Origin of the sequence: Pseudohongiella sp. O18 (assembly GCF_021729085.1) — a bacterium.
Taxonomy (GTDB): domain Bacteria; phylum Pseudomonadota; class Gammaproteobacteria; order Pseudomonadales; family Pseudohongiellaceae; genus Pseudohongiella.
In genome coordinates this window covers 1,088,449-1,103,126 of sequence record NZ_JAJSAR010000001.1, presented here as the reverse complement: position 1 = coordinate 1,103,126, position 14,678 = coordinate 1,088,449, and the positions used below count along the sequence as shown (strand labels likewise).

The following is a 14,678-nucleotide window of genomic DNA, read 5'->3' as shown; positions in this document are numbered from 1 at the left end:
CAGCACAAAAGCTGACATGTACAGAAATTAGCTGCCCAGAGCATTCCTCTGTATAATCGCGTTCAAAATTTACAGCTTACAGAGCTTCAACCGGGTCATTTGAACATGCGAACGCGCGTGCCAATGCTTCTGATCACAGTCGTGTTTTGCCTGCTGGGACTGTGTGCCTGCGGCCAGAAAGGCCCGCTGCAACGTCCCGACACTCAACAGGTGGCCGAATACGGCGCTTTGTCAGCGATTACCGAATCAGGATCTCATGACAGCATTTCATTACCAGAACGATCAGCTTTATGCTGAAAACTTGCCACTGACCGCCATTGCTGAACAATTCGGGACACCTTGCTACGTATACTCCCGCGCAGCCCTTGAGCAGAATCTGCAAGCCTACGAGGACGCTCTGTCCGGCGTGGATCACCTCACCTGTTATGCTGTGAAGGCGAACTCCAATCTCGCCGTACTGAATGTTCTGGCGCGTCGCGGTGCAGGTTTTGACATTGTGTCAGGCGGCGAACTGAACCGCGTCCTGAAGGCTGGCGGCGATCCTGCCAAAGTCATTTTCTCGGGACTGGGCAAAACTGAGAGCGAAATCAAACTGGCATTACAGGCCGGGATATTGTGTTTCAATGTCGAGTCAGAGCCGGAGCTGGAGCGCATCAATTGCGTCGCAGGGCAACTTGGCCTTGAAGCCCGCATCTCATTGCGCGTCAATCCTGATGTGGACGCAGGCACTCATCCCTATATATCCACAGGGATGAAGGAAAACAAGTTCGGCATCGATATCGCCCGCGCCCTGAAAGTCTATCAACTGGCCGCCAGCCTGCCACATCTACAAATCACAGGTGTGGACTGCCACATTGGCTCACAATTGACTTCGATTGCGCCATTTCTGGATGCGCTGGACCGCGTGCTGATGCTGGCTGACCAGCTGGCGGAGCATGAGATTCATCTTGAGCACATCGACATTGGCGGTGGTCTGGGTGTCACATATAACAACGAACAACCACCCGCGCCAGGCGCACTGATTGCCGCCGTCAGGGAAAAACTGCAAGGCCGCAAACTGACACTGATCATGGAACCAGGTCGTTCCATAGCAGCCAATGCCGGGATCATGCTGACGCGGGTCGAGTTCCTGAAACACACAGATCACAAGCATTTTGCGATCATCGATGGCGCCATGAACGACCTGTTGCGGCCCTCACTTTATGGGGCCTGGCAAGACATTGTCAGCGTCGACCGACGACCACACGATGCGCGTGAGCAACATATTTATGACGTGGTCGGTCCTGTTTGTGAATCTGGCGATTTTCTTGGCAAAAACAGGGAGCTCAATATCGCCGCTGGTGACCTGCTGGCCGTGCGCTCGGCAGGCGCTTACGGATTTGTGATGAGCTCCAATTACAACACGCGGAATCGAGCGCCGGAAGTAATGGTCGATGGCAGCCAGGTTCACCTGGTCCGTCAACGCGAAACTCTTGAAGACCAGTTGAAGCTGGAAAGTCTATTGCCGGAATAAGCAATGAGTACCCGTCAACCGAAAAAAAACCGCCGCCGCTCACCACGCAATCGTGATGCTGCCGGACAACGACGAAGGCAGCCCGACACGGGCCATGCCAACCGTCTGCCGTTCACTAAAATGCACGGCCTCGGTAATGACTTTGTTGTGCTCGACATGATCTCCAATCCTGTTTCGCTGGATACGGAGCAGATTCGGCGGCTGGGCGACCGCCACCGCGGCATCGGTTTCGATCAGCTACTGGTGATCGACGCTCCCAAACGTCCGGACGCGGACTTCACATACCGCATCTTCAACTCGGATGGCAGCGAAGTCGAACATTGTGGCAACGGCGCGCGATGTTTTGCCCGCTATGTCCTTGACCGCGGTCTCATTGCCAGGGCGCCGGTGCGCGTGCAAACCAAAAACCGGCTACTGGAACTGCACCTCAAAGACGGTGACCTGGTACAGGTGGACATGGGACGACCGGATTTTGACCCGGCAGCGCTGCCGTTTACGGCAGAACAGGCAGACGAATATTCTCTTGATGTGGCGCCCGTTTCCGGAGAGGCAACCGTATCGGCCCGTTTCTTCGCGGTCTCTATGGGCAATCCACATATCGTACTGCTAACCGACAACTGCGAACAGGCACCTGTTGGAACGCTGGGAAAAACCCTGTGCTCACACCCTGCCTTCCCCCAGGGGGTGAATGTGGGATTCATGCAGATCATCGACCGCAACACCATCCGCTTACGTGTTTTTGAACGAGGTGCGGGCGAAACAGAAGCGTGTGGCACGGGCGCATGCGCCGCCGTCGTTTGTGGCATTCAGGCCGGATTGCTGGACCATAGTACAAAAGCCCTGCTGACCGGAGGTGAGTTGACAATCGAATGGCAGGGTGGCGACAGTTCAGTGTTGATGACCGGGCCAGCCGAAACTGTTTATGAAGGCAGCATCTCAATCGAAACACCTTTGGCGCCAGCATCACCCGGCGATAAATAGACATCAAAAACAGGCAATGACAGGAACTTGCTCATGACGGTTGATAGCGTTCAGGCCAAGAAAAAAAACAATCTGGCAATTTCTGCGGATGACGTCGCCAGCTACCTTCGCGAGAATCCTGATTTTTTCACCGACCGTGACGGCCTGCTGGCGGAGATGACAGTACCTCACGAGAGCGGCAAAGCCATCTCCCTGCTCGAACGCCAGGTAAAGATACTTCGTGAGCGCAGCATCGAATCGCGACATACGCTGAACTCGCTGCTGGAAAACGCCCGCTACAATGACCAGCTGTTCAGTGTCACTCGTCACCTCATCCTGAGCCTGCTTGAAGAAGATACCCTTTCGCAGTTGACACATGTCACTGAATCCAATCTGATGACTCAGCCAGGCATTGATGCCTGTCGGTTAATCGTGCTGGACGAAAGACAGGCAGCTGCCGATTTACAGAACCGGTTCCCGGCTGCAATGCGCAGCCGCAGTGTCATCACTCAGGTCATAGACAAGTCCGGAAGTCAGTTTTTATTCCCTGAAGCCAGCGCGACGATCCGCTCTGTGGCGTTGTGCCCGGTTATCCACCACAACAGCCTGCTGGCTGTGCTGGTGATCGGCAATCACGCCCAGGACTATTTCAGCGATGAGCTGGACACGTTGTTCCTGGACTTCATTCGCGAGGTACTGGCATCCCTGATCGACCGGTTGCAGCGAACTACGCCCCGCAAGTAGTCACGCTCAGGCACCTCGGTGCGCCAGCTTTGTAATTGACGGGAATAATCACCGTTAACAAACGTTATAACTGCAGGAGACCTCCGAAGCTCACAGCCGGAGCCCCTGCAGGTGAAGCCACGTACCGGGCTTCCCCCCACAGCCGGCTGTTGTTGACCCCCGGCCCTGCCGGGGGTGTTTTTTATGGGAATTTTTCCCTCAGAGGGGGTTTTTGGCTTCACGCGGCGCCTTGTAAGCCGGTACAATTCGATCCTTGACCACTCACAGGCAAGCCGCCCTCCGAATGACCGACACCAACGCAAAAGCCCGACCCCCGCTCGTTTCCATCTTATGCCGCACTGTGGGACGCAGCTCTTTGGCAGAGGCGCTCGAATCCGTCAATCGACAAAGCTGGCAGGCGTTGGAGCTGGTACTCATTGATGCCTCTGGTCACGGTCTCGCCTGCCCTGTACCGCTGAAAGACCATGTCACACTGAAGCTGGTCAATCTCGGCAAGCCACTTGATCGGCCCGAAGCCGCCAACGTCGGACTTGATCATGCAACCGGTGACTACCTGCTGTTTCTCGATGATGATGACTGGATCGCGGACTCTCACATAGAAAAGCTGCTCACAGCGGCTGCAAAGCATCCCGAGTGCCAGGTCGTCTACAGCGCCACCCGTAAGGCCAGCGCGGATGGTCAGCTGAGTGACGACGTGATTGCGGTGGGTTTTGATCGGACTGTGCTGCGCCGCGACAACTTCATCCCGATTCATGCCGCATTGTTTAATCGCCGATTGCTGGAGCATGGCGTGTACTTCGATACCAGCCTGGCAGTCTATGAAGACTGGGATTTCTGGCTGCAATGTGCCGAACACACGGATTTCTGCCTGACCGAGCATGTTGGGGCGTTTTACCGCGAGGGCGGTGATTCGCAGACCATGCTGGAACAGCACAACGCCCGCTACCAGGCGGGGCATCCGATGGCCGATGCGCGCGCGCAGGTGCTGGATAAGTGGCGGTTGCGCTGGTCAGGTGCCGAAATCAACGCAGTCATGGGTTTGCTGGATCAGTCTGTGACCGTCCAGCAATTGCACACCGAGCTGAAGGCCGCACACAACATCCAGTCCGTTCATGAGCGACAGATCGACTCACTGCAGAGTAAAACTCATGCGCTCAGCGAAGAGCTTGCCGAGACTGAAGCTCGCCTGCAGCAGACACAGACTCGCCTCAATGACACAGAGCAGCAGTATGCCATGCTGCAGTCAGCCCATATTGAACTGAACCTGGCTCATGAACAACTGGACCAGGGCGTACGCGAAATACTCAATTCATTTTCCTGGCGCGTGACCGGTCCCTATCGTTATATGCGCAACCGTCTCAATCGAGTGATCGGGCCTTTCGTTAATCGCTTGAACAGTCAGTTAAAGCCCGCGACCAGGAACGGTTCTACATCAGTCGCCCTGTCATCAGACAGTCCGTCGCACCTCCAGCAAACGGGTGAGCGCGAGCAGACTGTGTATCAGGGCCCGATTGAGGCAGGCATACTGCAACCGACTCTGGAACGCCGGGTATTCAGCTCAGATTTGACCTTGCAGGCCTGGGCCTGGGCGCCGGATGGCCTGCAATCTGTTGAGGTTTTGGTCGACTGGCAGCATGCGGAGTCACCCGCGATTCGCCAGCATGGAACTGCTGAAGACGCCCAGCGTACTGGATTCGCTACATTGGTCCCGATTGCGAATCTGTCACCAGGCCCCCATGAATTGATTGTCAGCATCGTAGACAAGGCTGGCAACACGCGACAGCTGCAGCAGCAGTTTGTTGTGCAGAACCCTCAACACCTGTACATGCGCTGGTTGCAGGCTCATTCTGCAAACGCCAGCGATCAGCAGTCAGAGGCAGACCACCCTGATAGAGGGTTACCTGGCACCACATGCTTTGTGATGTTGGCCAGCGAAATTGACAACCGCCCGTCCAGCGAGTCACTGGCAACACTCCTGTCACTTAAACAGCAGTCAGACGCCGGCTGGCACCTTCATATTGTGGGCGAACCAACGTCAGTGGACATACTGGCGAACATTGCTGAAAAAAATACAGAAACTCACCCCACGCTGCTGGCTGCACTTGAAAGCTGTCCGACCATGGTGGTTCTGCTGAAACCAGGTACCTTGCTCAACCAGGATTACGTCGCGCGAATTTCTACCCGGGCGCTTCCTGATACCAGGCTGCTTTACACAGATCATGACGAACTCGCTGGCGATTACCGACAGAATCCATGGTTTACATGGTCATGGGCACCTGATCTGTTGCGCAGCCAGGACTATATCGGTGCGACTTACGCCATCGACAGCCGGTTGGCACAGCAGGCGCTGAGCACCAAGGCAGTAGAAGACCTGAACGCAGCAGACTGGCGCCACCAGCTTCTATTGGAAGTAGCGCCGGAATTAACGCTGACCAACACTGTACGCGTAGCTGAAGTGTTGTGGAGTGAGCCAGCAAAGGAAACTCTACCGGCCGTAGACTCCGCCCAGACGTACGCCCCACTGCCAGTCAATTTTCCACGCGTTTCGATCATCATTCCCACCACAGGCAAGTTGACCTATCTGCGACCCTGCCTCGAAACGCTTGCAAGCACGGACTATCAGGATTTCGAGATCATCATCCTCGATAACGGTCGCGGCGAACACCGGGAAGGTATCCAGTTTGCCCATGACCAGGGCGCCAGGGTGATTGAGTGCAATGAGCCTTTTAATTGGTCGCGACTGAACAATATCGGCGTTGCCAATAGCTCGGGTGAAATACTGCTATTCCTGAATGACGACATTGAAGTCATGCACCCGCAATGGCTGACACAACTTGTACGACACGCCATCAGGTCTGATGTCGGCACGGTTGGCGCACGCCTGCTCTACCCAAACGGAACTCTGCAGCACGCTGGCGTGTTTCTGGTCGATCACGGTGGCGGCGCACGCCACCTGTTTCACAAACAGCTGCCAGGTCGGGGCATATACCAGCACCTGGATCAGTGCGTGCGCGAGGTATCTGCAAACACCGGCGCATGCCTGATGATTCGACGCGAACTGTTCATGTCACTGGGACAGTTCGATGAAAATCTGGCAATTGTTGGAAACGATATTGATCTGTGTCTGCGCTGCCTGGAAGCTGGCAAGCGCAATGTCTGGACACCGCACAGCGAACTGATTCATCACGAAAGTGTCAGCCGCAAAACCAACCCCATCGGGCAGGATGAACGCACCATGTGGGAACGTTGGGGACATCGCTTTAAAGGCGGTGACCCTTACTACAATCCTGCGTTGTCGTTGACCCGTGAAGACTGCACACTGAGCAGTTTGACTGAACATCAGAGCAGCCTTCTCATCAGGCAATCCAGCACCCGCAGTGAGCCAGATTTTGGTGTCAACCTGATCGCCTACATTCGTGCAAGCATGGGCGTCGGAGAAGCCTCCCGGGGCAACGCATCGGCTTTGCATGCATCTGGCATACCGTTTGGCATCATCAACTACGAGCGCGGAAATCCATCGCGCATGGACAACCTGCGCTGGCAAAAACTGGAGATCGAACGCAGCAGGTTTGCAATCAATCTCTGGCACATTAATGCCGACCATCTGCCAACCGTCATGGGTGATCTCAAGAGTACAAGCAGCGCTGGCCGCTACAACATCGGTTTCTGGGCATGGGAAATGCCAGAGTTTCCTGACCGGTGGTTGCCCAGTTTTGAGATAGTCGATGAGGTCTGGGTCCCCTCCAGTTATGTCAATCAGGCAGTCGCAGTCAAATCACCTGTGCCAGTTGTCACTATACCTCACGTGATCGACGTAGACATGACAGGGGCCTGTCAGTATCAGCGCGAGTGGTTTGGCATCAAAGAAGACGCGTTTGTGTTTATCAGCATGTTTGATACACACAGTATTGCCAAACGAAAAAACCCCTTCGGTTCGATACGCGCGTTTCAGCAGGCATTCGCAGCTGATGACATGGCGGTACAGTTGGTAATAAAGATAAACAATGCCGATGCGGCAAGCATCAAAGTGTTGAAAGAGTGTATCGCTGACTATCAGAATATTATTCTTATCGACTCACATCTCGATCGTGCGCAGATTGATTCGCTGATCAACTGCAGTGATTGTTATGTCTCACTGCATCACGCCGAAGGTTTTGGGCTGGGACCGGCTGAAGCCATGTTCATGGGCAAGGTAGCTCTGCTGACAGGCTGGTCTGGCAATACCGAATACATGCGCAATGACAATTGCGTGGCCATTCGCTACGAACTGAAAACACTCGGCAAGGATTACGGCCCCTACGAAGCGCACCAGCATTGGGCTGAGCCTGACATCAGCCATGCTGCAGACGAGATGCGCGACCTGGCACAGAACCCTGCGCGGGTAGCCGCATTGGGAGCCAGGGCCAGACAGACAATCATCAGCGAATTCTCTGCCATTGCTATCGGCAAACGCATGCAGCAGCGACTACAGAATATCGAAAGGCGACTGCAGGGACATTCGCAGACGCGCTGAATTGACAACACAATAATGATAAGAGGTTAGGCTTATGTCGTCCGTCTCAGAACAGGCCGGGTATCTGACACAAGAGCAGATTCAGAAATTCAATGATGATGGTTATGTCATCGTTGATTTCGGTTTTACGCAACAGCAGATTGATGAACTGATCGAGACACTGCATCCATACTATAACCCTGAACACCTGCAGGCTCCGGCTTTTGGTGCCCGCATACAGGATGCCTGGAAGTTCGTGAAGCCATCCCACGAGCTTGCGACCAACGCCAATGTGCTCAGCGCCCTGGAACAGCTTTTTGGTAGAAAACCACTACCGTTCCAGACTCTGAACTTTCCGGTTGGCACTCAGCAGGCAACCCATTCTGACACCATTCATTTCAACAGCCTGCCGTCCGGCTACATGGCGGGCGTGTGGGTCGCCCTGGAAGATATAGACGAGGACAACGGGCCTCTGAAGTATTATCCCGGCACTCACAAGCTGTCAGAAATTACCATGGAAGATGCCGGTCTGGAGCCTGGTTATCACAACTACCCGCAGTACGAGGCTTTTATCGCAAAACATCTGGAGTCACTGGGTGTTGAGCCAGCATACGGCTATATGCCCAAAGGGCATGCATTGATCTGGCACGCCAATCTTCTGCATGGTGGCTCCAAACAGAACGATCATCGGCGCACCCGACACTCTCAGGTAACGCACTATTTCTTCGACAACTGCAAATACTATACGCCGATGCACAGCAAGCCAGGCAAACTGGCATTTCGCAATCCGGAATGGATCAAGCCTGGTGAATGGGTAATGCGCCCGCCAGTAAGCCAGCAGAGCGCCGAAGATACGCCAGCACTGCAGAACAATGTGAACAGACTGCGCAATTGGCTGCGCCGAAAGCTGGGGTGAATCAGCGGCGCAACTGACGAAACATCAAGCGCTGCCGCCAGAGACCAAGATCGGGCATTCGCTGTACCTGTTTCAACAAGGTCCTGTCTGCCTCATTCAGTTGATCTGCAAACCGCTGCTCAAAGGCCAGTGCCTGTGCTGCGCTGCCTTCGAAAAGGGCCTGCGCCTGAGCTGATTTGCGCAACTGGAACAGCTTGAGAAATGTCTTCCAGCTGAGACTGCCTGGAGTGTGCTGCCTGGCGCCAATTGTATTGGCACCGTGCTGCCGGTAATCAACCAGCACCCGATCAACGCAGCGCAGACGACCAAACCTGCTGGCTACCAGGGACAGCCACCAATCGTGCATCATCGCCCCAGTCGGCACAGGAAGGGCCTGGCGCAAAAGGGCTCTATTCAGCAAGGCTGTGCAACCAGTGACCGTATTGCTCAGCAATTGTGCGGAAAAGTCGTGCCGATCTGCATCCAGCCCCTGGTAGTTCAACAGTGACTCGGCCAGCACCTGGCCAGCGCTGTCGACAACTCGCAGATCACTGTGGATCAACACGGGCGTTTCTCGTTCTGCACTGGTCGCGGCGGCCAGTTGCTCCTCCGTCTGCATGCGCTGCAGACACACGGCAAGCTTTTCCGGCGCCCAGACATCATCCTGATCTGCCAGCGCCACGTAAGCCGGTTCCGGCGTTGACTCGACAATTGTCAGTGCCTTCTCCATTAACAGTGAAAATGATGCCGCAGCGCCGAGATTACCACGATCATCTTGAGTCACTTTTATGCGTTCACTGTCCACCAGGGCATACTGTGCAATAAGATCATTGGAATTATCCGTTGAGCCGTCATCACGCAGCAGCAACAGCCAGCGGCCGTGGGTCTGTGCGATGATGGAATCAAGCTGTTCACCCAGCCAGCGGGCACCGTTGTATACCGGGAGCACAATAACGATGAGCGGTAGTTGAGTGGCCGCCTGAGTGTCAGTCACGCAAATCTCCCGCATCCTTGATGCCGCGGCGGATCTGTTGCAGATATTCGCGCCGTCGGCGATTGAATATCAGCAGCCAGCTTGTTTTGATGGCAAACCTGATCAGGTCGCGCACCTTCCAGTCTCTCGGGGCGTACGACTGGCGGCGCAGATGCAGGCGATTGCGCGTGGAGTAATAGCTGCGCAGCGGACTGTGTGACACCATGATTCCTGCCGCGACCAGCGGATTTTGACTGTCCTCACCGATCCGGTGAAACAGCACGGTCCGATCAGTTCCGTAGAGGGCGTAGCCCAGCGAGCGCGCCCTGAAACACCACTCCAGATCAATATTGTCTATGAAGTAACTTTCCTTCATCAGGCCTATGCGTGACAGTTCAGACAATGGCAGAAGTGTACCTGAAGAAATCAGGAAATCAGTTGCGAACAGCCCGGGCGCTGCGGGTATATCGTTGCGCGCCAACAGGCGGAAGCACTTGAACGGCGTTTTGCGACCACTTTGAGGGTCCTGGAGACGTGGTCCGATTGCTGCTACCGGATACCCCAGTTTGACGGCCTGTCCCCAGGCCGCCAGCATAGACTGACAAAATCGGCCGCCGATGCAGCTGTCCTGATCAAACAAAAATACGAATCGATAGCCCTGCGCGCGGGCCTGCAATATGCCAGCGTTCATGCCGGCGGCAAGGCCCCGGTTTTCAGACCAGGACAGCAGGGTGACGTCATCCCGCATTGGATGCAGCGCCTGGGTCAGGGCCTCGGCATTGGCTGAACCGTTATCAATGACTATGCTGGCACAGCCCTGGGCACTCAGCGATTCCAGTAGGGCAACAAGGTCGGTTATCTGAGGTTGCCAGGTGACAATAATCGCGCAGCACTGCGATGGTGTCAGACGTTGGGCGTTCTGATCAGGCCTGGATGGGGACATCGGTAGCCACCGGCAGACTGGCCGCGCCACTCTGTCTCAGTTGCAGAACGTAATAGAAAATCGACAGCACACCCACAACCAGGCCTGCCACCACGCCGACGTCAACGATACCACGCCAGGGCTGTGGCAGCAGGCGAACCAGCAGAACGAAACTGATTATCATGGTGGTCAATCCCACTGACAGCAGGCGTCGGCGCGCCGTGGCATGGATATAGCCCATGCAGAATAACGGTGCCAGCAGCAAATGCGAGATACGGGGGTTATCAGCCAGATAGTTGGCGCGTACTACCACACGAGGCGCAAAAGCCTTGTGAAATCCTTTGTAGCCCTCTGCCCAGATCATATAAATCAGCCAGGCCAGCATGACTGCCCAGTGCTGCGGCTGCAAGGCACCCGGATCAAGCTCAAGCGCAACACCGCCCAGGCGGACAATCGCAAATGACAGCAGCAGCACGATGCCGCCGATTCCCCAGATATAACCTAACGCTCTCACCTGTTTACTGCCTCTTGCAAACGCAACCTTACCGCCAATGCACCCTGATGGCCTTAATCGACTCTGCAGACGAAGGCCGCATTATAGCCACTTAGCCGGGCGGCTGATAGGCAAGATGGCGCTTGATTGTGTCGCGCTGCATTTTCAGCAGTTCCAGCAAAACAGGCTTCAGGCCGGCTGAGTCGGCAGAGCTGTTCAACAATCGCCACAGGCGCTGATTGCCTGCGTCCAACTCGGCCCAGCCCTGCGCCGCCCGGGGTTCAGACTCGTGCACTGAATACGTCGCCGATTGCCCGCCAGATGCACACGGATTGATCGAATCTGTTGCGCCCGGCTCCAGAAGACGATAGAGACGCTCCACCAGACGACCAACGGGATCGGCCTGTTGCCACGCGGCGACCCGATCCAGCATTTTGCACAGTTGATGCTGGGCAATGATCAGCGGACGGCGAATAGTCGTCTGATTTAACAGAGCAGGCTGCAACTGGATTGCCCGGTAGAATTGTAATAACACAAGACTTAACGACCCCAGTGGAGCAATCTCAAGTCGGGCAGCCGCCTCGCAGACGGTGTTAAGCTCACGCCCCAGTTCTTCGACAAACAGATCCAGGTCCGCCTGCTCCGCACTCAAGCCTGCCGCCCAATCCCGGGAATGCGGTAGCCAGTACAGGTTCGATGCAAGTTCCAGCTGCTCGCTCTGGCTCAGGGCGAGCTCAGCGCCTGTACTGGCGAGGCTACGCCTGACGACAGTCAAAGCCTGGTCAATTTTCTCAATCTCGGATAAGCCGGGATCAAGCAGTGACTGAAAGCAGCGTAATGAGTCAGTAAAGCCAGATTTCATCGTATGTCGGGTGAGCGCTGTTTGTCGGTACCAGCTGTCTGCCATCACAATCAAAAGCACGGGCTGTCTTTCCTGCATTCTCATCAGCGCGGACAATTTGTACCAGAATTCGGCCTGCTCAGCCCGGGCAGGTAGCTGCGCCCGGGACTCTGTCAGCATGCTGGACACATGTTGCTGCAGTCGCTCTGCAATATCCGCAGAGGAAAGAAGATCCGCGGAGTCCTGCACTGCCCCGTCAAGCGGCGCAAATATGCCAGTTGTCTGAAGTGCGGCTGACAATCTTTGCCAGGTGGACGCACTCCTTACGTTGGGAAAGTAGAGCATTTTCAGTACCTGCAGCAGCCAGCCTCGAGTATTGGCCACTCCCACTGCGTGCAAGCCAAGTGCGGCCCGCGCCGCGTGAGTCAGTGAAGCGTTTTGCTGACCGTCGTTGTTCCTTTCGCGACAGAGCTCCAGCTGCTCCGCCAGTGCTGCCTTGCAACGTTGCCGTGGACCCATCCAGTCACAGGACTGGCGACAATTAACAAACGAGGCCAGTGTTTCAACTGCCTCTAGCACCATGCCACAAAGCGCTCTGGCGTCGGCAAGGTGCAGCTCATTCACCCGCCCTTGTTGTCCGAAAGAGACAGCTTTTGGCAGGAAACACCAGCAATGCCAGATCCCTTGCAATGACGTCATCGCCGCCTGTCGCCACTCTGCGATCGGTTTGTCTCTTTCGGGTGGTATCTGCATGGCCTGAGCCAGCAATTGCCGCAATGATGCAAGGATCAGCGTTGCCAGTGCCGCGACACAATCATCAGCGCCACCCGGCCCTGATTCAGCATCGCATTTTTGCGTATCGGCAACCAGGTCGTGGGTCTTGGATTCGGGCTGTCCCTGCAGATACTGGCTGATCTGTCTGACCATCCCCCGGGGCCCGCTACAGCGGGAAACAACACCGTACATGCCACGCGCTCGCGCCCAGGCCACATCCGCAGATTGCAGCCGATCACTGACCAGCAACGTTGGCACGGCATTAATCCGGTCTCGCCAGTGCCTGGCGAGCAAGGCTCCTGCCGTGAAGCCGTTACCCCTGCGAAGCACCAGCTCTACCAGGCACAGATCGGGCAGCTGGGGCGTGCGTCCGGCAGTAACCAGCAGTCGCCTGGCAGCCTGCAGGGTATCTGCCGCGACCACCGCCCAACCCTGTGCCTGCAACAACTCGGTGGTGGTCAAACGCGTATGCTGATTGTCGTCAATAAGCAGTATCAGCGACACTACAGTACGGCCGCCTCTGCTCTGCCCGCCAATCCACTCAGCACAGCGCTCAGCTCACTGCTGCGAAACGGCTTGGGCAGGCAGCCATCCGCAGCCACGCGCTCTGCATTGACGGAATCCAGGAAATTTGGCTGCTCGGACAGCAGCACGATACGCAGCCCCGAAAAGTCGGGTGACTGGCGTAGCAATGTACACACCTGCGCGCCACTGAGACGTGGCAGCGCACAGGACATCATCAGAATATCGGGCCGAAGTTCTGGCAATCGACACAACACTTCAAAGCCATCCTCCACACAGGTGACATGATAATCGTGGCCTCTCAGCACCTGCTGCATGCGCTGGCGGGTGGCACCCGCTGACTCGGCCAGCAGTATCTTCAGAGGCTCAGCCGCCTGCGCCGGCGCCCCTTCCCGTTGCTGTTGATACCCGTCTGCCACCCTGCTTTGCTGGTTCATCCGATCCTCCCTGATCGCGCTTCTGTACGTGACACTTCTCCTCAATGTTTTAGCAGACAAAAAGAGTGTGTGCAGCACCACGCGGGGCAGTCAGGCAATCATGTTATGATGGGCCATCGCACTATCACTGGAGACTTTCGCGTCATGCAGATCAAACTGGGCATTGTGATGGACCCCATCAGCCAGATTAGCTACAAAAAGGACACCAGTCTTGCCATGCTGGTTGCCGCTCAGGAGCGCGGCTGGGAGCTTTTTTACATGGAACAGGGCGACCTGTATCTGCAGGGCGAAACTGCCATGGGTCATATGCGCCCCCTTTCAGTCGCCTACGACCCCAATAAATGGTACGAAATGGGTGAAGCGGTTGAGCGCCCGCTGTCTGAGCTCAATGTCATCCTGATGCGCAAAGACCCGCCGTTCGACAGCAACTATATCTACTCTACCTATCTGCTGGAGCGGGCAGAACAAGTTGGCACGCTGATCGTCAACAAACCGCAGGCTCTGCGCGACTGTAATGAAAAAATGTTTGCTACCCAGTTCCCCCAATGCTGCCCTCCATTTCTGGTCAGCGCCAGGGCCGACAAGCTCAAGGCATTCCACAAATCCCACGGTGATGTGATTTTTAAACCCCTGGATGGCATGGGCGGCAGCTCCATTTTTCGGGTGCGTAATGACGACACCAATATCAGTGTGATTCTGGAAATGCTCACCCAGCACGGCCGCAGCCCGATCATGGCGCAGCGCTACATACCCGAAATCGTCAAAGGAGATAAGCGCATCCTGCTGATCGATGGCGAACCTGTGCCTTATGCGCTTGCCAGAGTTCCTGCGATAGGCGAAAGCCGTGGCAACCTGGCAGCTGGCGGCAGTGGCATCGCGCAGCCACTGTCAGATCGCGACCGCTGGATCTGCGAACAGGTACGTGACAGCATCAAGGCACGTGGACTGCTGTTTGTGGGACTGGATGTGATTGGTGATTACCTGACGGAAATCAATGTCACCAGCCCGACCTGCGTACGCGAAATTAACGCGGCACACGACCTTGATATTGCAGGCGACCTGATGGACGTCATCGCTGCACGTCTGGGCCAGGCCTGATTCTGACCACGTTC

General features: G+C 55.8%; 12 protein-coding genes. 7 read left to right on the top strand and 5 right to left on the bottom strand.

What is annotated here, in order from left to right; genetic code table 11:
* Window positions 1–105: 105 nt before the first annotated feature.
* From lptM to LVD14_RS04880, 6 genes are all read left to right on the top strand, one after another.
* Entirely contained in the window at window positions 106–297 is a 192-nt protein-coding gene (gene lptM / locus LVD14_RS04905; protein WP_317622675.1) for an LPS translocon maturation chaperone LptM, read from the top strand.
* Window positions 257–1,513: a diaminopimelate decarboxylase gene (gene lysA, locus LVD14_RS04900; RefSeq protein WP_237132915.1), complete on the top strand. Its 1,257-nt coding sequence runs from the start codon at window positions 257–259 to the stop codon at window positions 1,511–1,513. Before lptM ends, lysA begins: the two co-directional genes overlap by 41 nt.
* Before the next feature lie 120 nt (window positions 1,514–1,633).
* Window positions 1,634–2,494, top strand: a complete 861-nt coding sequence (dapF, locus tag LVD14_RS04895; RefSeq protein ID WP_237133415.1) for a diaminopimelate epimerase — start codon at window positions 1,634–1,636, stop codon at window positions 2,492–2,494.
* Window positions 2,495–2,527: 33 nt separating this feature from the next.
* Window positions 2,528–3,217 (top strand): DUF484 family protein, encoded by a 690-nt coding sequence (locus tag LVD14_RS04890; RefSeq protein ID WP_237132914.1) that lies wholly within the window; start codon window positions 2,528–2,530, stop codon window positions 3,215–3,217.
* Between the two features lie 283 nt (window positions 3,218–3,500).
* Window positions 3,501–7,730, top strand: a complete 4,230-nt coding sequence (locus tag LVD14_RS04885; protein WP_237132913.1) for a glycosyltransferase — start codon at window positions 3,501–3,503, stop codon at window positions 7,728–7,730.
* Window positions 7,731–7,764: 34 nt separating this feature from the next.
* Window positions 7,765–8,625 carry a phytanoyl-CoA dioxygenase family protein gene (locus LVD14_RS04880; RefSeq protein WP_237132912.1) on the top strand — a complete coding sequence of 287 codons (861 nt, stop codon included), beginning with the start codon at window positions 7,765–7,767 and terminating at the stop codon, window positions 8,623–8,625.
* A 1-nt stretch (window position 8,626) separates the two neighbouring features.
* Here LVD14_RS04880 and LVD14_RS04875 read toward each other — a convergent pair whose 3' ends face one another.
* The 5 genes from LVD14_RS04875 to LVD14_RS04855 form a co-directional block, all read right to left on the bottom strand.
* A complete protein-coding gene (locus tag LVD14_RS04875) occupies window positions 8,627–9,598 on the bottom strand; it encodes a glycosyltransferase family 2 protein (protein ID WP_237132911.1) in 972 nt (323 codons plus the stop codon).
* A complete protein-coding gene (locus LVD14_RS04870; protein WP_237132910.1) occupies window positions 9,591–10,520 on the bottom strand; it encodes a glycosyltransferase family 2 protein in 930 nt (309 codons plus the stop codon). The genes LVD14_RS04875 and LVD14_RS04870 overlap by 8 nt, the downstream gene beginning before the upstream one ends.
* Window positions 10,501–11,013: a hypothetical protein gene (locus LVD14_RS04865; RefSeq protein WP_237132909.1), complete on the bottom strand. Its 513-nt coding sequence runs from the start codon at window positions 11,011–11,013 to the stop codon at window positions 10,501–10,503. Before LVD14_RS04865 ends, LVD14_RS04870 begins: the two co-directional genes overlap by 20 nt.
* Window positions 11,014–11,104: 91 nt before the next feature.
* Window positions 11,105–13,111, bottom strand: coding sequence for a response regulator (locus LVD14_RS04860; RefSeq protein WP_237132908.1), 2,007 nt, complete (start codon window positions 13,109–13,111; stop codon window positions 11,105–11,107).
* On the bottom strand, window positions 13,111–13,566 hold the full coding sequence (locus LVD14_RS04855; protein WP_237132907.1) for a PleD family two-component system response regulator: 456 nt from the start codon (window positions 13,564–13,566) through the stop codon (window positions 13,111–13,113). The genes LVD14_RS04860 and LVD14_RS04855 overlap by 1 nt, the downstream gene beginning before the upstream one ends.
* Window positions 13,567–13,710: 144 nt before the next feature.
* On the opposite strand from LVD14_RS04855, the gene gshB reads away from it, so the two are divergent.
* On the top strand, window positions 13,711–14,664 hold the full coding sequence (gene gshB / locus LVD14_RS04850; RefSeq protein WP_237132906.1) for a glutathione synthase: 954 nt from the start codon (window positions 13,711–13,713) through the stop codon (window positions 14,662–14,664).
* The last annotated feature ends 14 nt before the right edge of the window (window positions 14,665–14,678 follow it).

Bases quoted from the DNA above. Each gene is read 5' to 3' on its own strand.
- lptM (WP_317622675.1), top strand. From the start codon at position 106: ATGCGAACGCGCGTGCCAATGCTTCTGATCACAGTCGTGTTTTGCCTG.
- lysA (WP_237132915.1), top strand. From the start codon at position 257: ATGACAGCATTTCATTACCAGAACGATCAGCTTTATGCTGAAAACTTG.
- dapF (WP_237133415.1), top strand. From the start codon at position 1,634: ATGCACGGCCTCGGTAATGACTTTGTTGTGCTCGACATGATCTCCAAT.
- LVD14_RS04890 (WP_237132914.1), top strand. From the start codon at position 2,528: ATGACGGTTGATAGCGTTCAGGCCAAGAAAAAAAACAATCTGGCAATT.
- LVD14_RS04885 (WP_237132913.1), top strand. From the start codon at position 3,501: ATGACCGACACCAACGCAAAAGCCCGACCCCCGCTCGTTTCCATCTTA.
- LVD14_RS04880 (WP_237132912.1), top strand. From the start codon at position 7,765: ATGTCGTCCGTCTCAGAACAGGCCGGGTATCTGACACAAGAGCAGATT.
- LVD14_RS04870 (WP_237132910.1), bottom strand. From the start codon at position 10,520: ATGTCCCCATCCAGGCCTGATCAGAACGCCCAACGTCTGACACCATCG.
- LVD14_RS04855 (WP_237132907.1), bottom strand. From the start codon at position 13,566: ATGAACCAGCAAAGCAGGGTGGCAGACGGGTATCAACAGCAACGGGAA.
- gshB (WP_237132906.1), top strand. From the start codon at position 13,711: ATGCAGATCAAACTGGGCATTGTGATGGACCCCATCAGCCAGATTAGC.